Raw genomic sequence first — 16,983 nt, 5'->3', positions numbered from 1 at the left:
CCGGCCCGGTGACGTGGGGCGGCGGTGTCGTCTGGGTCAGGTGGCCGGAGGCTGCTGCACCTCATTGCGTAGACGGTCCGTGATCCGCCGCCACTGGCGGGCTTGTCCCATCGATGGGAACCACGCCTCAGCCGTGGGGGTATCCAGGTCGCCGAGTTCATCGAGAGTCCGGGTGAACTTTTCAGTATCGACCGCCCGCTGCCGAGGAGTTGCGCGGATGAGCCGTGCGAGGTCGTGCAGCCGGTGCGCGGCACGGTAGTAGGCGACCTGAGCGTCGGTGAGGCGGCGTACCGCGTACCCGCCGCACTTGCTGCACGGGTCGAACTCCTTGTTGCCCAGCAGCTCTTCAATGGTGACGATCTCGTCGTGGTGGCCGAACCCCGGGCTGCGGGCGTCGGTGCGCGCAGTCGGGGGAGTGGGCTCGGCCCTGAAAACGGCCGGCCGCGTCCGTGGTGTAGGCCTGTACCGAAGCGAGCACCCCCAGGGGAAGACCCGAGCCGCGGGGCCAGTCGCCGTCCAAGCCGGACCCGAAGGGCTCCAGGTCCAGTTGTTCCATCGCCAGCAGGCCGTCCCAGACGGCCGGTGCGAACGGGCTGCGTGGGTGTCCTTGGTCGTCGTATCCGGCGGCCTCGAGATCACGCAGGTCTGCCACCGAGCGGGCCAGGGCCAGGGACTTCAGCGCCTGGCCGGCGTTGCGGCGTCCCTCGCACAGCCGCACGAGCACCCGCTCGCCCTCTGCCGCGCCCAGGCTGCGGCCGAACGCCTCGTCGTGTGGGTCGTACACACGAGGAGTCCACACGCCTGCGCCCTCAGACGCGCCTTCGGGCATGGCCAGCAGGCCGGTCTCGAACAGTGCATCGGGCAGGTCCCTGGCGCCGGCGAGGATGACACCCTGCCAGCCGGAGCCGCACCGCTGCTCCAGAGCACTCAGCGCCACCACCTCCACGCCGGTGCCGACACCGAGCACCACATACAACTGTTCCGCATCCGCCATCGTGCTGCGCAGCGCCCGCAGATGCTCCACGGTCACCAGGCGGCGACCGTTGACCGGAGTGTCGTCGAACACCCCGGGCCGCAAGGACTCGTCAGCCCCGGCCGTAGGTTCCGCAACGGCCACGGATGCCGGCGTCTGGTGGGCTGGCGCGTCGTAGGCGAGCGCGGACTGCCCTGACAGCAGGCAGGTCGCCACCGGTTGGGGAACCCGCACGGTGACGGCCGGCTGCCCCCAGTCCACGGCGACCGTGTACGAGGCGAGCACTGCTCGCTCCCATTCGCTCAGCCGGTCGATGACCGGCTCACGGCTGCCATGCTGTGCCAGAGCAGTGTCGGGAACGCGCCCGACCAGGACACACTCTTCGCGCTCGTCCGCTGCGGTCGACTGCGCAGCCCGCTCCCAGGTACTCACCAGCTCCTGGGCACGCTCCATCAGCAGGTCGTATCCCTTGCGCCGGCTGCTCATTCCGCTCGCCAGGTGGTGGACGAGGTACTGCTGCTCACGCGGGTGATCCCAGCTGTCCTCTACCTTGCTGCGCCACTGCCGCCACAATGACGTCAACTGCGCTGCCACCTCAGCAGGATTGCCCAGCAGGGCGAAAGCCGGATCGTCGGAGGGGAGGTCCGGTTTCTCCGAGACCGATACCGCTGCCGCCAGCACGAGTGAGTCCGGCGCTACCAGCCGTGCGGCCTGGGCCCGCAGTACTTCCAGGTGGTCGGCTTTGAGCTGCACGCCTGCCCGGGCCCAGGACCTCAGCCAGGGAAAGTGGTCCAGGACCTGGGACACGCGGGTCAGGCTGGTCAGCGCGTCGAGCCATTCAGCGAAGACGGTCTCACGCACGTGCCGGGCTTCCTGCAGCTCCTCCCAGCTCTCATCCTCAGCGTCGTCTTCGGCTTCGCCCTCAACGTTGCCAGGAGTACCCTCCTCGCTGCCAGCCGCGGCCCGGATGAGTATGGAGGCCGCCTGGCCCACTTCTTCGTCGCTGTATGTGTCCTCGTCCGCCTCGTGATAGCGGTCCATTTCATACAGCAGCCCCAGACCAGTCACCGCATCCAGGAAAATGGCCAGTCCCGTCCCGGGACGTGCCCAGGATCCGTATGCCGTGCACTGCGGGCATAACCGGCCGACCGTCGCGGCATCCAACCGCACCTCCCGCTCGGTGAAGCGGGCGGAACGCAAGTAGGAGCACGAGGGCTTGGCATGCAGTTTCGCTTGCTTGCCCTGCGCCGACCACACGGTGACACGGGAGCCCTCGAACGGACCGAGCGGCACATCCGGCGTCAGTAGACCGTACGTCACACAACCTCCCCCATAACGGTGCTTGTTGAGCCTAGCGGTGGCCACTGACACAGACAGGAGACTGCTGGCCGACCGGGCGATGATCTGAAGTCCGTCGTGCATACCGGGAGCGGCGGGTCAGTTTGGGTGAACAGTTTTGAAAAGTCTTGGCAGTGGTGCGGCATGCTCCGCAGCACTGTTCGGTCGCGACATTTCAAGGCGGACAGCGAGGCCCGGCCGCTGTGGTCGGTTGTTGCAGGGCGGCCCCAGTCGAACCAGGGCCCTACGCGTCTCCCCGTCTACTGGGACGCAACGCCCGCGGGGTGGCACCGCCGTGCCTTGCGTCCGGACCCGCAGGGGCACGGGGCGTTCTTTGAGACGCTGCGCCCGGGGCCGTCAGTCTGCTGGACCGGACGGCGCACCATGCTGTTGCCGCGGGTGCGCCAGCGAGTAAGCGGAGTTGGAAGCGCGTCGGTGCGCTCCAGAAGCCAGGGTCCCACCGCGCTGAACGCTTCGTCGCGCGCCTGGGCCGAGAATTCACGGATCTCCTGGGGAGTGCCTCTCAAGAGCAGTGCGGCGCCGTTGGGGTAGGTGTCTGTCCGGAACGCCTTCAGGCCTTGCAAGCGGAAGATGTCCTTGGCGAAGGCGGCCCCTGCGATTAGGGCCGCGCCCGTCACCACATCGCCGTCGTCATGGTCGTCCACACGGTTGAACAGCCGCACGAGTGCGGCTTCCGCATCGCTCAGCGGCAGTTCTCCTTCTTCCGCCAGGGCTTTGGCGAACCGCTCCTGGATGTCCGTCGGGGTGCGATACGAGAAGTCGTCCGCCCGCTCCGACTGTTCGAAGTGCAGCGTGTGGATGCCCGGCTGCAGCCCGGACTCATGCGCGAACACGGCACGGGTGTCGCGGAATCCCGCGAACCGCACCACCTCCACGCGGGTGGCCCCCTTCCTGGCCTCGTCCCCCAGCCGGGAGTTGGGGGAGAACAGGAATGGGCATACCTGCGCCGCGTACAGCGCACACACCTCGTGGACGGGGGCTTCACCGCTGAGCGCAGTGGTCGGCAGCGGTCCGTCCTGCGGGATCATCTGCCAGCGCAGCTCGCCCTCGAACGGCAGGCCGCACACGGCGCACCAGTCAAAGGTCGCCAGCGCCAGCTTGCGCCGCTCGTTGATTGCCCCGAAGTTCACTCCCTCGACGCTGCGTTCCACCGTCGCGATCACCGGATAGCCGCGTCGGTCGCGCTCCAGGTGCTGCATGCGGCGCGGCAGTGCAACCGTCTCCTGCGGTGCATGGACCATGATCGTTCCCCCCTGTTGCCAGCTGACGTGAGGCGCCGGCTTTGCGTTCCTGCTGTGCTTGGAGCTCTTTCCCCTCGGTCTGCAGACCGTCGGCGGCCTGCAATCGTGAGATCGGCGTGGCGCCCCCGCGCCCGCCGATAACACGAATTGAACACAACTTCTTCACCTCTTGTCTACTTTCGCGCATCATGCCCAACCAGTACATCCGGACCGCGGGGCAAGACATGCGCCGCATCGTCGGCACCACAACAACAGCGCTCGTACTGGCGGCTTTTGTCCTGGCTGCTCCAGTACGGACAACGACCCGGCCGAAGCCGAGCACAAGCCGTCAAAGCCCACCAAGTCGGAGCGCTTCCTCGACTCCGCCCACACGGCGCACACTTCACCAGCTGGGGCACCAGTCGAGCGACGGCGAGTTGACCGACTTGCCTCCGCAATGGTGCGAAGAATTCGGAGCCGGACACGGCGTGGCTACCTTCAACGAAGGCGGCCTGTATACCCGTACGGGCAGGACTGGGGAACGCGCAAGCAGGAAGCCAACGAGCTGCTCGTCATGGGAGTGAAGGCGCTCGCTCTTTGACGGGGTGCCAGCTCGGGGTGTGCTAGCGGAAGTCGTCCGCCGGCGCGAGTGTCTCCGGGCCCTTGCGCTGTGCACAGCCCTCGGGGGCTGCCCTGATTTCCCGCTGTTATCGGGAAAACCGCCCGCACCGTGCGGCCCGTTGATTACGGTTTGTGCTCATAGAGCTGCCCAGGAGTTTCGACGCCCCGGCGTACGGCGTCCACCGTCGGTCGGCAGGGTTGCCTCGACACCGTAGGACCGACACAGGGAACGGCCGATGACCAACACCGCCTCCGAGCCCCCCAGCGCTGACAGCACCGTATTCGGCCGTGGTTCCGCACCCGTGACCAGCCGTCAGCCGTCTGCAGGCCTCCTCGCCGGTGGCGACGCCGAAGACGAGGTGGGGAAGATAGCAGGCACCGAGGACTCCACTCCTTTGAAGTTCCACGTCGCCCTTTCCTCTGATGCATATCTGCAGCTCGACGACGTGGTCAGCACCCGCCGGGAGATCCCCGGGCGAGGCACGGTCGTTACCTCCGGCGTGGTGACCGAAGTGGTTGCCCGCCACGAGGGGGCCGCGTTCGGCTCAGATGTGTTCCTCATCGCCGACGGAATCCTGCCGGCGAACGTGCAGGAGATCGCCGAGGTCACGACCACCCGTGTCGACCCCGAGTGCTATGTGCCGCCACGTCCTGGCGAGGTCGCGATCCGGGCCGCAGGCGCTGCCCGGGACGCCGCGCTGTACTTCGACCGGATGGACGCGCGCGTCCCCGCCGGCATCGGCCGGGACGGCGAACCGATCTATCTCAACCTTGAGTTCCTTGATGGCACCCGCGGCGCCCACGTATCGATCTCGGGTATTTCAGGGGTGGCGACCAAGACCAGCTTTGCGCTGTTTTTGATGCACTCGCTGTTCACCTCGGGCGCCCTGGGCGCTCGCGCGGTCAACGCCAAGGCCCTGATCTTCTCGGTCAAGGGAGAGGACCTGCTGTTCGTTGACCAGCCCAATGCCCGCCTTGATGAGAAGCTGCGCGACGACTACGCCCAACTCGGCTTGCCCGCCCGCCCCTTTGCATCGGCCGGCTTCTACGCCCCGCCACTGCCTGGTGACACGACGGGCCGCCCCCACGTCACTGGCAGGACCAGTGGCGTCACCGCCTTTTGGTGGACTCTGGCCGAGTTCTGTGAACGCGAGCTCCTCCCGTACGTGTTCGCCGACGTCGAAGACGAGAAGAACCAGTACACGATCGTCGTGCACCAGGTCACAAGCAAGCTGTGCCGCGAAGCCCAGGCTGCTGGGAACGACGGCGCGGTCGTCATCGACGGAACCACCCTCCGTACCTGGGCGGAGATGATTGACTTCATCTCCAGGAAGGTCACCGACGACGGTACTCGCGCGGAGTGGGCGGGCCCGGCCATCGGCCTGGGCACGGTGAATGCGTTCGTGCGGCGGCTGCGGTCGTCCCAGAGGCCGCTCGGGCCTTTGCTGCGCGGAGACCTGAACACGAGCGCCGACCGGCCGGTTGCGCACTCCATCGACACCTCGCAGCAACAGGTCACCGTGGTGGACCTGCACAACCTGCCGGAGCGGGCCCAACGGTTCGTTGTCGGTGTCGTGCTGGCTGCGGAGACCGACCGCAAGGAGCAAGCCGGCCCGGGCGGGCTGCTGTTCACGATGGTCGATGAGCTCAACAAGTACGCGCCTCGCGAGGGCTCCTCCCCGATCAAGGACGTACTGCTGGACATCGCCGAACGCGGCCGCTCGCTCGGCATCATCCTCATCGGCGCCCAGCAGACCGCCTCAGAGGTGGAACGGCGTATCGTGTCGAACTCCTCGATCAAGATCGTCGGCCGGCTCGACGCTGCCGAGGCCGGGCGCCCCGAGTACGGCTTCCTGCCTGCCTCACAGCGCCAGCGCGCCACTCTCGCCAGGCCCGGCACCATGTTCGTCTCCCAACCGGAGATCCCGGTGCCCTTGGCTGTTGAATTCCCCTTCCCTGCCTGGGCCACCCGGCTCTCCGAGGTCGCCGACCCCACCTTCACCACCGGCACCCCCGCAGCCGGCCAGGCCACCGGCAGCGCGGCGCGACCGGACCCGTTCACCAGGCTGCCCGGGCCCGAGAGCGATCCGTGGCCCGACGACACCGACGACGGCGCCATCGACGAGCCGCCCTACTGACGTCTGCCACCTCACTCCTCGGCGCACCAACGCGACACGCTGCTCTGCTTCGGCTACCCGCAAAGGACTCACCCGTGAAGTTCCTTCACACCTCCGACTGGCACATCGGCAAGGTCCTCAAGAGCCGCAACCGGCTCGAGGAGCAGGCGTGCGTCCTGCGGGAGATCACCCAGATCGCTGTCGACAACGACGTCGACGCCGTCCTCATAGCCGGCGACATCTATGAAAACGCCGCGCCGACAGCGGACGCCCAGAAGCTTGTCGTGCGCACCCTGCTGCACCTGGCCAGGCAGAACATCGAGGTCATCCTCATCGCCGGCAACCACGACCACGGCGCCACGTTCGAGGCCTACAAGCCGCTGATGGACGTCGCCGGCATCCACGTCTATGGCCAGGCCAGACCAGCCGCGAAGGGAGGCGTGCACACCTTTCGCGCCAAGTCCACCAACGAGCGCGTCAACGTCGCCGTCCTGCCGTTTCTCTCCCAGCGCTACGCCGTCCGTGCCGCGGAGATCATCGCCAACACCCCGTCGCAGAACGTCGGTGCCTACGACCAGCTCGTCCGTGATGTCCTGGCCAATCTGACGGGAGCTTTCACCCCGGACGCCGTCAACATCATCATGGCCCATCTGACCTGCACCGGCGGCGCCTTCGGCGGCGGCGAGAGGTCCGCCCAATCGATCATGGAATACCACGTGCCCGCCGCGATCTTCCCCGTCGAGACGCACTACGTGGCCCTGGGACACCTGCACCGCCGGCAGCAGATCCCGGCCGCCTGCCCGGTGCACTACAGCGGCTCTCCCTACGCCATCGACTTCGGCGAGCAGAACAACACCCACGTCGTCTGCCTCGTCGAGGCATCTTCCGGCACCCCGGCAAAGATCACCGACATTCCCGTCACCGCCGGCCGCAGACTGCGCACCGTCGAAGGCACCGTCGCCCAGCTCACCGCCGACCCCGCTGGCTACGGCGAGGACTACCTCAGACTCGTGGTCACCCAGCCCGGCTACGCCGGAATGAGGGATGACCTGTACGAAGCCCTCCCCAACGCCCTCCGGATCCTGATTCACCCCGATCATGCGGACACCGGCGCCACAGCAGGGATCAGCGTCGATCAGCCCGTCAAGACGCCTGCGCAGCTGTTTACCGACTACTGCCACAGCGTCGGCGTCAGCGACGGCCGGGTCACCGCCTTGTTCAACCAGCTCCACGACGACCTGACCCGCTCCACCCCCCGTCCCTGAAGCCCAGGCCTACACCCCGCCCAAAGGAGGGCAGCAGATGCGTCCCGTACGTCTGGAGCTCAACGGCTTCGCCGGCTTCCGCGCCCCCACCGTGGTCGACTTCACCGACACCGACTACTTCGCCCTTATCGGCCCCACCGGGTCAGGCAAGTCCACCGTCCTCGACGCGCTGACCTTCGCCCTGTACGGGTCGGCCTACCGGTGGGGACGCAGCAACGCCATCTCCTACGCACTCGCCCCCACGAGTAACCGCTGCACGGTCTCGCTCACCTTCGACGTCGGGTCGCAGCGCTACCAGGTCGCCCGCGAGGTCCGCCGCATCGGGCAGCAGATCCAGCAGAAGTCCGTCAGCCTGGTGAAGTTCACCGACCCCACCGCCGTCGCGGTCGAGGCAGACGGGCCGCAGCCGGAAGTACTGGCCGGGGAGATCAAGGAACTCAACACCACTATCGAGCAGTTGCTCGGGCTGTCCTTCGACGACTTCTGCCAGTGCGTCGTCCTGCCCCAAGGCGACTTCGCCCGGTTCCTGTCCGCCAACGCCAGTGCCCGGCAGCAGATCCTCCTCAAACTCCTCGGCGCCGCCCAATACGAAGGCATCGGCAAGCGCGCCGGCGCCCAGGCGGACGAAGCGGCCAAGGAGATCGAGGTCCTCAACGACCAGCTAGGCCGGCACACCGATGCCACCCTCGAAGCCGAGACTGCCGCGCAGGCCCGTGTCTCCGCACTCAAGCAACTGGCCGTCACCGTCGACCAACTCGTGCCCGAAATCAACCAAGCACGCACCCGCGCACACGAGGCCGACGCTCGAGCCGACAAGCTGCGCAGCGAGGCCGATCTGCTGACCGCCATCCGCATCCCCGACGGCGTCGAAGAGCTGCAACATCAGGCCACACAGGCACAGATAGCTGCCCGGCAGGCTCGTGACGCCGCCGACGAAGCCGCTCAGACCCTCTCCGACGCCGCCAAAGAGGCTCAGTCCGGCCCCCAGCGCACTGACCTGACCGTCACCCGCGACCGGTACACCGAGAAGGCAGCCCTGGCTGGGCGCCGCGACGGCGTCATCGCCGATGCGGAGCGCGCCCAAGGGGAGTTGACGCAGCGCGAAGAACGGCTGAAAGCATCGAAGGACGCCGTCGCCAAGGCCCGGCGCAGCGCCGAGGAGACCCGTGAGCGCCGTGACCAAGCCCGGCAGATGGACGAAAAACTGCAGCGTCGCCGACAACTGCTGGATGCCGTCCGCACCCCCGACGGCATCACCGACCTGACCAGCCGCGCAGCAGTTCAATCCAACGAGGTCGAAGCCGCCGCTGGGCAGCTGGCCACGGCCCGCGACCGGCTCGAACAGGCCTCTCGTGCGGTTACCGCCGCCGGCGATGGCAGCCGGCTCACGGACGCGTACCAGACACTCGACCAACTCCTCGACGTCATCGGTGTGCTCACGGACGCCACTGGCGAACTGGAAAGCTCTGTCGAGACAACCAATCGGTTCGTGGAAGCGGTGGCCGACGCGCAAGTGCGCCTGAACACGGCCACGTCCACGGTCGATGAGGCCCGCGCCCTCGCCGGTGCCGCACAGCTGCGCCCTCAACTTCAGGTGGGACACGCCTGCCCGGTCTGCGAGCAGAACGTCACCACCCTCCCGCCGCCGCTGTCCGACCCCGCTCTTCACGCAGCCGAGACGGCGCGGGCCGCTGCCGCAGAAGAACACCGTGACCTGCTGGCCCAATATGAGGACGCCAAGACGACGGTCGCCGACAAACAGCGAGCCGTGGACCAACTCACCACACAGCGCTCCCTGCTCGATAAGAGGCTGGGCACGCTGCTGCCCGACCGCCCCGCCGGTGCCGACCGCGACTGCAACGCCGACCGCGCTCAACTCGACGAACTCACCGCATCCCGCGAACAGTTGACCGCTGATGAGCAGCAGGCCCGCGACGCGGTGCAGAATGCCCAAATTGTCCATGATTCCGCCACGTCGGCGGCGGCCGCACTGCAGCGAGAACTCGACCGGGCCCGCAGTACCCTGCACTCGACGCTGGGCACGGTGGCCGCTCTTGATCCGCCGGCCGTCGACACCGACGACCTGACCGCGGCCTGGGCCGACCTGGAGGCCTGGGCCCGCACCCAGACCTCCACCGCAGAACGCGACCTCGCAGCCGCCACAGCCGAAACAGCCGACGCCGAAAAGGCCCACTCGGGCGCGACCATTGCGCTGGATGCAGCCGACCGCGCGCACGCCGACGCCCAGGCTGCCCACACCACAGCCGTCCGGGACGCCGCCACCGCCGACCTAGACAAGACGACCCTGACCGACCGCCTGAGCGAACTCGAGACACTCCTGGACCAGGCGCCGCCGGAAGACGACCTGGCGGCCCTCTTCGAGGAATGCGCCCGCCTCGAGGCAGCCAGGGAGACAGCCACCGCTGACGCCAACCACACACGAAAGACAGCCAAGGTCGCGGCGGCCGAGCAGGAGCAGTGGCACGACCGCACCGCGAAGGCTCGATCCGTGTTGACAGCCAGCCGGGATGCGGTGGCGGCGCTGAATCCACCGAGCCTCGACACCGACGACCTCGCAGCCGCCTGGTCCATCCTGACCGGTTGGGCCAGCCGCGGGGTCAGCGACCGGCAGGCCACCACCGTGCACGCAGATTCCGACGCCCAGACCGCCCACGACGAAGCCAGCCAGCTCCTGGGCCACCTGGAGGCACTCCTGCGCGACAACGACCTGGATCCTCACGACCTCGGCGACGGCCCGGGGCGTGCCGCACAGGCCCCACAGATGGTGGCGGTCGCAGCCGAACGCGCCCGGGGCCAGATAGAAATGATCCAACGCAGCCGTGCCGACGCCGCCTCGATACGAGACAAGATCGACGCCGCTCGCACCCGGCAACAGGTGGCCGCCGAACTGGCCCGGCTGATGCGGTCCAACAAGTTCCCCCAGTGGCTCGCCAACTCAGCCCTCGACACCCTGGTCGCCGGCGCCTCCCAGTCGCTGCGCCAGCTGTCGGACGACCGCTTCGACCTCCACCACCAAAAGGGCGAGTTCTACGTCATCGACCACTTCGACGCCGACTCCTCGCGCTCGGTGCGCACCCTGTCCGGCGGCGAAACATTCCAGGCCAGCCTGGCCCTCGCACTGGCCCTCTCCGACCAACTGGCCGGCCTGGGAGGCGCCACGAAACTGGAGTCCATCTTCCTCGACGAAGGGTTCGGCACACTCGACGCCGATTCGCTCCAGACCGTCGCCGACACCCTGCAAAACCTCTCTCAGGGGGAGCGGATGGTCGGAGTGATCACCCACGTCACCGCACTCGCCGAACAGATCCCCGTCCAGTTCCACGTCCAGCGCGACACCCACACCTCCGTCGTCACCCGGCAGGGCACATGACCAGCGCAGCACAGGCTTCCCGCATGCGGTTCCACGTCGACGGCTGGGACCCCACCTACGGCTCCAGTGTCGAGAACGCCGAAAGCGGCATCGGCGACTCCACAGCCAAGGTCACCCCCCACATCGAACTCGCCCCGGCCGACTGGAAGCCCATCTCGCCCTCCCAGATATCCGCCCCTGGCGCCGTCCTGTTCGTCGACGGCGTGCGCCGCGTCGAGGCCCGCATCTGGATCGAACAGCCCCCATCCGCCGAACCAGCCACACGCCCCAGCAACGAAGCCCGGCACGCCCTGATGGCCCTGTGCGCCTCCTACGCGGCAGGCACCGTCTGCTGCTGCCCCGACCGCGGCGCGCATCTGCTGACCATCGACTACCGGCGCGGCCTGTTCACCACCGCCACCAACGCCATCGACGTGCCCACCACAGCTGGAACCTACAAAGCCCACATCACCCCCGACGACCAGGACCAGAACCTCGCAGTGCTGCTCTCGACGGCACTGCAACGCCAACTCACCGATCTCGAGGTCCTCGTCGCCACCCATGCCCGTACCGCCCTGACTGGCCACGGCGTCCCCGAAGGCTCGGACCTACTGGTCGTGGACGGCCCCCTGCGCGGCCGTACCCACCTGCCGCGCGCACTGGGATTCATCAAGTCCCACCGCACCGCCTACCTGCCACCCGACCTACACGCCATGATCGCCACCCTGGCCCCCAGCGAACGCACCCCGGTGTTCCTGATGGGCACCTCCTGGGACCGCCACGCCTGGTACCTACGGCTACCGTGCACACCCGGCGCCCCGTGGGCCGGGGTAGTACGGCTGGAATGCGCCGCCAGCATCTCTGTCTCCGAGGCGATCGAACTGGCAAACCTCTCCCAGGCCCTCCTGCCGCGGTACGCCAGCATTGAGTACAAAGACACCCGGGCCCCGCAGAACCTGGTGCCGGTCGCCGGACTGGAGAGAGAGCTACGGCGCCGCATGGGCAACCCTGTCCTGCTCAGCCGGGCCCTACGCGTGGCAGCAGCAGGTTGAACCTGCATTCCCAGCAGCTCCACGTCCGCAAGACCCAGCGGCTCCACCCTGCACCCGGTATCCCGCACCGCCCAGTAGCCCTTTCTGCAATGCCACAATGACCGCCTCACCAGCTCACGTCCCGGAGCGGCGTCCCTCCATGGCTACAACACCCCCTCGAACTGCGCCCCCATCAGAAGGACGCCGTCGCGGCCGCCACCCACACACTGGGTCAGCACCCACGCGCGAGCGTGATCGCCGCGTGCGGTACCGGCAAGACCCTCATCGCCGCCCGCACCACCGCCCGCATCGCCCCGCGGGGCCGTGTCTGGCGCTTCTGCCGACATTGGACCTGCTGTCCCAGACGATCCGCTCCTGGCATGAGGCAGGCCGCAAAGGACCGGCAGTAGCGGCGTGTTCGGCCCGGCAGGCTCTCGAACACGAACCCCTCAGCGTCGACCTCCCGATGACCACCGCTCCCGGCGAACTGGCCGCACTCGCCAGCGCAGGCGGCACAGGTCCAGTCACGGTACGCCCGCGTCCTGGGGGAGGGCATCGACGTGCCCGCCATCGACGCCGTCGTTTTCGTCGACCCCAAGAACAGCCCCGTCGACACCGTCCAAGCCGTCGGCCGAGCCCTGCGCCAACAACCCGGCGCCGGTATGAAGGCCACCCTCGTCGTCCCCGTCTACCTCACCCCCGACGAGGACCCCGATGACCTGCTCGGCGCGGATGCCTATACCCTGCTGTGGCCCTGCGCGCCCACGACAACCGCATCGAGGCACGCCTGGCCGACCCGCGTACCCACCGCCCCACCATGCCCTCCGAGGACCCTGAAGCCTGGCTGCGCTTCGAACGCCCCACCCAGGCCGACGAAGTCGCCCTCGCCCCGTCCCTACGCGTCCTGGCCCCCAAGAGCGCCGAATGGCGCCGTGGCCTGACTGCGGCCCGCCGCTATCATCGCGCTCACCGTCACCTCGACGTCCTCCAGACCTATGAGGACGCCACTGGCTACCCCCTGGGCCGCTGGTTGGCCACCCAGCGCACCCGCCCGATCACCTCACCGACCAGCGTGCCGCTGCCCTCACCGTTGCCGCTGCCCAGTCGAGTCCGAGGTTGGCGAGTGCGGCGAGTTTGTCGGTGGTGAGTTTGGCTTGCCTGCTCTTGCAGGACACGCCAGCTTCAGCAACCCCACAATCCTGCGGCTGCTGCGGTTAGGCCCAGTCCATGCCCAGCGCCGCGAGGGCGGAGAGCTGATCGGCGGTGAGTTTGTCGCGCCTCGCGCGGGTGTTGGAGATCCATACGCCCAGTTTCACTGACACCGGGTCCGTCTCGCCGTCGACGGCGATCTCTTCGCTGTGGCCGCGCGGTACGGGCCGGTGGGCGCCTTCGCGTTCCACCCACTGCGCGAGGGCCGCCAGGCCGCGCTGGAACGCCTGCTGCGCCTTGCTCGGGCTCTTCGCCGTACGCTTGGCCGCCGCGGGCGGCGGCACCTCAAGCGGCTGTACGCCCAGCCTGGTCAGCCGCTCCTGCTGCTCGGTGGACAGCACCTTCCAGGTGCTCGGCTGTTTCTGCCACTGGAGCCATCGTCCGATGTCGTCGCCGTCCATCAGCACGCCGGAGGCGATGTCGGGAAGGCTGCCGTCAGCGTCGACCAGGTCCGCGAGGACGCGGTAGTGGCGTTGCCAGTCGAGTGGCCAGGGGCAGTTCCAGTCCGGGTCGATCGCGGCCAGTTGCTGCGCGCGGTCCGCTGCCCGCTCCGGGTCTTTCCCCAGGCCGCCCTTGCGGCGCAGATTGGCCGTGTGCTGGCCTACCGGCACGATCGCCTCGCCTTCGCCCCAGATCGCGTTCTGCCGGGGTGCGAGGTGCCCGGTGGCCTGCCGGTAGGACCGTAGGGCGGCGAGCTTGTTCTCCCAGGCCTCTTCGCCCGGTTCCCAGACCATCCCGGCTTCCGGTGCGTCCAGCAGGGTCTTGCGCCGCTCCTCCAGCTCCCCGGCCCGCAGTGACTTGCGCTGCTGGTGTACCCACCGCCCGAGGGGGAAGTCCTTGGTGACGCCGACCTCGACCTCCACGTCGTAGGGCACGGCGTGCAGGCCGGTGATGTGGTGCTTCTTCCGCCAGCGGATGAGGGCTTGGTAGCCCTCCAGCCATACCAGCGACTCGGGCCGGTAGACCCGGGTGCGCAGGAACGCCGCGATGGTCGCCGCGTCGCGCGGGCTGGAGAAGTGCAGCAGTGCGGACTCGGCAGCGGCGTCGGTGTCGTCCTGCTCCTGGTCCGTCCCCTCGCCGTCGGCCCCGACGATCCGCCCGTCCTCATCACGCTGGACGTGGACCTTGCGCTTACCGCTGGTGAGGGCGCGGGAGGCGAGCTGCTCGACCAAGCGCTCGTCATGGCTGCGCAGGCCTTGGAGGACCGCCACAAGGGGCCGGAAGTTGGCGGAGGCGACCATGTCGGTGGGGTCCTCGCCGGGTTCCAGGAACACCGGCACGATGATCCGCGCGACCTTCGTGCTGCCGTCCTTGTTGAGCCGGAGCGCCCGGCCGATGTTCTGCACGATTTCCACCTGGGAGCCGCGGGTGTCGGCGAAGCAGACGGCTTCCACTCCCCGCTCGCCGGTGATGTCCACGCCCTCCCCGAGCACGCGCACCGAGGCGAGGAAGGCGCGGTGGACCCGTCGCCCGGCTGCGTCGATGCCGCCTGCGAACTGGCGCAGGACCTCGCGCCGTTCGGCTACGAGGTGGTCGCCGCACAGCCATGCCGACCACACGCGGTCCGGGGGTACGTGGCGGCCGGCCTCGAGTTCGTAGAACTCGGCGTCGATCGACGACGCGGGGAGCTTGTCCGCGGCGGCCAGGTCGTCGCCTGTGGCATCGTTGACGTACAGCTCGGCAGCGGTCTGAGGCAGCTTCTCCGCGAACGCGGCGGCCTCCTCCACCTTCTGATGGAACGTCATGACCGTACGCAGGTTGTACGCGGCGGCGTGCTCCAACAGCGCGGTCTGCAACAGGGCCAGGCGCCGGCCGCGCCGCGCCTCCTCCGACTCACCGAGAACCGGTGAGGGGTCGCGGATCTCCAGCACGTCGATCTCGAAACCCGCGAGAATCCCGCGCTCGATCGCCTCCGAGAGCCCGAGCTCCGCGAGCCACGCGCCGTAGGTGCCCTCCGGGTCGTCGGCCATGGTCGCGATCTCCGCCTCCTGGCTCTCCGCGCCCTTCTGCGGCCGGGCCGCGGCGAGGATGCGCGGGGTCGCGGTCAGGTAGAGCCGGAAGTCGGCAGGGATTCGCTGGTTGTCGTGGATCGCTGCCCACGGCCGCCCGAGATCACCGGCGGTTCCGTGGGCCTCGTCCACGATCGCGAGGTCGAAGCCCGCCATCTGCTGCCCGTACAGCCGCTCCCCGCCCGCCAGAGCAGCCTCCAGGGGCCCACGCACCCGCCGCTGGCCCTCAGGTGCGTCGATGTCCTCACGGTCCACCAGGGAGGCGTACGTGGCGAACACGATCACCGGCCCGGACCTGGCCCACAGGGCGAGCTGGATCGGATTGGTGGTGGTGCGCACCCCCAGCGAGCCCAGCACCGGGTCGTTCTCCAGGGAGCACACCGCGACCATGGGGGCCCGGTGGCCCACCAGGCGCCACGCCTGGGCGGTCTGCACGAGCAGGTCCAGGGTCGGCACGGTGACGAGGATCCGGCCACCGGAGAAGGACTCCAACGCGCACGCGGCAGCCGTGATCGTCTTGCCGGATCCGGTCGCGGACACGATCGTGCCCCGCGCACCCAGCGGAGGCACAGACGATCTTGCAGGGAATCTGACCCACTTGCGGAAGCTCGATTTTTGATTGGCCTGGTGTTCTCGGAGCTGGATCAAAAGAGTTCTCCCGGTTCGGGAAGGACCTGTTCGGCGGAAGCGATCCGGTGCTCCCTGCGCTCGTAAAGGCCGTCCTTGCCGCCATGGACTGCCCACGCTCTCAGGGCTGCTTCGGCAGCCGATGAGGCCATCAGGTGGACAACCGGTGCCGGCATGTTCAGGCGGGAGGCTCCACCGGAGGGCCGCGCGTAGATCCGGAAGACCCGATGCCGAGCGATCTCCGGAGCGGCGACACCCGACCGCTCCGCCTCTGTCACCTCCTCCATCAGCCTCTGCAAGCGCTGCTCTTCATAGCGGACGGCACGCACGTCACGAGAGGCCACGTACACGGGCATCCCCTCCAACTCCATGAGACCGGCGATCCGTTCCCACTGCAGACGCCGCAGCTCCGCAATGAACAGCTCACTCAGATGGTGAGGTTCGGCCGGAGCCATGACGGCGTCCCCGGCACGCTCCTGGGCCAGACGCACCTGCGTGGCCACCCGGCCCCGATCGAGCCCCGATGCCTTCGAGAGCACACCCAGCCGGGCGAGTTCATGCGGAAGGTATTCGTAGATCAACCCGCACCCACCTTGCGCATCGCATGTCCCTCAATTTCTCCAATCCTACATGCTGCATCAAAAGAGATGCAGCATACGAGAATCGCCCACAGAGACCTCTCTCTTGACGACCGACCCCCTTCCCCATGCCAGACCCGGCAAGGCGCCGAGACCGAACGCATCATGTCCCCGTACATCCGCGTGCCAACTGCATCGGACCACCCTTCTACGCCACGCGGTCCGACAAGGCAGACACCAGGAAGCTGGCAACAAGTCACCCATAACCATGCTTGCCTGATCACCCGTCAGTTCACTCAAAGAGACCTCCGCCCGTACCCCTACAGCTAGCAGGCCCGCGCCAGCGGGCCCAACGGTCCTGAAGGCGCAGCCGGAAGGGACCGTCAGGCGGGGGAGCGCAGCGGACCCGCCCAGGCTGTAGCGCAGCGGAAGCCTGACAGCGGGACAAAGTCCCGCAGGGCCGGGAGCGCAGCGAACGGCCCGTCAACCTGACTGCGCAGCAGTCAGGTTGAGCGGGTGGCGAAGCCACCCGCCAGCACCCCCGCAAAGCGGGGGTGCAACCACCGTGCGCAGCACGGTGGTTCGCTTGCTTCGCGCGCAGCGC

General features: G+C 68.2%; 11 protein-coding genes. 7 read left to right on the top strand and 4 right to left on the bottom strand.

Annotation, left to right across the window (positions count from 1 at the left end; translation table 11 throughout):
* Positions 1 to 346: 346 nt before the first annotated feature.
* Both OHA58_RS00055 and OHA58_RS00050 read right to left on the bottom strand, forming a co-directional pair.
* Positions 347 to 2,293, bottom strand: coding sequence for a hypothetical protein (locus tag OHA58_RS00055; protein WP_405474909.1), 1,947 nt, complete (start codon positions 2,291 to 2,293; stop codon positions 347 to 349).
* Between the two features lie 278 nt (positions 2,294 to 2,571).
* Entirely contained in the window at positions 2,572 to 3,573 is a 1,002-nt protein-coding gene (locus OHA58_RS00050; RefSeq protein WP_405474907.1) for a YecA family protein, read from the bottom strand.
* An 836-nt stretch (positions 3,574 to 4,409) separates the two neighbouring features.
* Between OHA58_RS00050 and OHA58_RS00045 the strand changes: the two genes are divergently transcribed.
* The 7 genes from OHA58_RS00045 to OHA58_RS00015 all read left to right on the top strand — a co-directional run bounded on the left by OHA58_RS00045 (position 4,410) and on the right by OHA58_RS00015 (position 13,103).
* The gene (locus OHA58_RS00045; protein ID WP_405474904.1) at positions 4,410 to 6,311 is read left to right on the top strand and encodes an ATP-binding protein; all 1,902 of its coding nucleotides are present in this window, start codon (positions 4,410 to 4,412) and stop codon (positions 6,309 to 6,311) included.
* 74 nt (positions 6,312 to 6,385) lie between these two features.
* Entirely contained in the window at positions 6,386 to 7,555 is a 1,170-nt protein-coding gene (locus OHA58_RS00040) for an exonuclease SbcCD subunit D (protein ID WP_405474901.1), read from the top strand.
* A gap of 37 nt (positions 7,556 to 7,592) precedes the next feature.
* Positions 7,593 to 10,946 (top strand): AAA family ATPase, encoded by a 3,354-nt coding sequence (locus tag OHA58_RS00035; RefSeq protein WP_405474900.1) that lies wholly within the window; start codon positions 7,593 to 7,595, stop codon positions 10,944 to 10,946.
* Between the two features lie 23 nt (positions 10,947 to 10,969).
* Positions 10,970 to 11,977, top strand: coding sequence for a hypothetical protein (locus tag OHA58_RS00030; RefSeq protein WP_405474898.1), 1,008 nt, complete (start codon positions 10,970 to 10,972; stop codon positions 11,975 to 11,977).
* A gap of 161 nt (positions 11,978 to 12,138) precedes the next feature.
* Positions 12,139 to 12,366 (top strand): DEAD/DEAH box helicase family protein, encoded by a 228-nt coding sequence (locus tag OHA58_RS00025; RefSeq protein WP_405484651.1) that lies wholly within the window; start codon positions 12,139 to 12,141, stop codon positions 12,364 to 12,366.
* Positions 12,367 to 12,516: 150 nt separating this feature from the next.
* Positions 12,517 to 12,897, top strand: coding sequence for a hypothetical protein (locus OHA58_RS00020; RefSeq protein WP_405474895.1), 381 nt, complete (start codon positions 12,517 to 12,519; stop codon positions 12,895 to 12,897).
* Positions 12,801 to 13,103 carry a helicase associated domain-containing protein gene (locus OHA58_RS00015; RefSeq protein ID WP_405484649.1) on the top strand — a complete coding sequence of 101 codons (303 nt, stop codon included), beginning with the start codon at positions 12,801 to 12,803 and terminating at the stop codon, positions 13,101 to 13,103. The genes OHA58_RS00020 and OHA58_RS00015 overlap by 97 nt, the downstream gene beginning before the upstream one ends.
* Positions 13,104 to 13,170: 67 nt before the next feature.
* On the opposite strand, the gene OHA58_RS00010 is transcribed toward OHA58_RS00015, so the two are convergent.
* Positions 13,171 to 15,822, bottom strand: a complete 2,652-nt coding sequence (locus OHA58_RS00010; protein WP_405474893.1) for a Helicase associated domain protein — start codon at positions 15,820 to 15,822, stop codon at positions 13,171 to 13,173.
* Positions 15,819 to 16,382 carry a hypothetical protein gene (locus OHA58_RS00005; protein WP_405474891.1) on the bottom strand — a complete coding sequence of 188 codons (564 nt, stop codon included), beginning with the start codon at positions 16,380 to 16,382 and terminating at the stop codon, positions 15,819 to 15,821. The genes OHA58_RS00010 and OHA58_RS00005 overlap by 4 nt, the downstream gene beginning before the upstream one ends.
* Between the last annotated feature and the right edge of the window lie 601 nt (positions 16,383 to 16,983).

This window comes from Streptomyces sp. NBC_00009, assembly GCF_045040855.1.
GTDB lineage: Bacteria > Actinomycetota > Actinomycetes > Streptomycetales > Streptomycetaceae > Streptomyces > Streptomyces aureus.
The sequence above is the reverse complement of the archived record's forward strand: the minus strand, read 5'-3'. Positions and strand labels throughout refer to the sequence as shown.

What these genes read in the sequence shown, in the direction of transcription:
- OHA58_RS00050 (WP_405474907.1), bottom strand. Translation starts at nt 3,573, where the DNA reads ATGGTCCATGCACCGCAGGAGACGGTTGCACTGCCGCGCCGCATGCAG.
- OHA58_RS00045 (WP_405474904.1), top strand. Translation starts at nt 4,410, where the DNA reads ATGACCAACACCGCCTCCGAGCCCCCCAGCGCTGACAGCACCGTATTC.
- OHA58_RS00035 (WP_405474900.1), top strand. Translation starts at nt 7,593, where the DNA reads ATGCGTCCCGTACGTCTGGAGCTCAACGGCTTCGCCGGCTTCCGCGCC.
- OHA58_RS00030 (WP_405474898.1), top strand. Translation starts at nt 10,970, where the DNA reads ATGCGGTTCCACGTCGACGGCTGGGACCCCACCTACGGCTCCAGTGTC.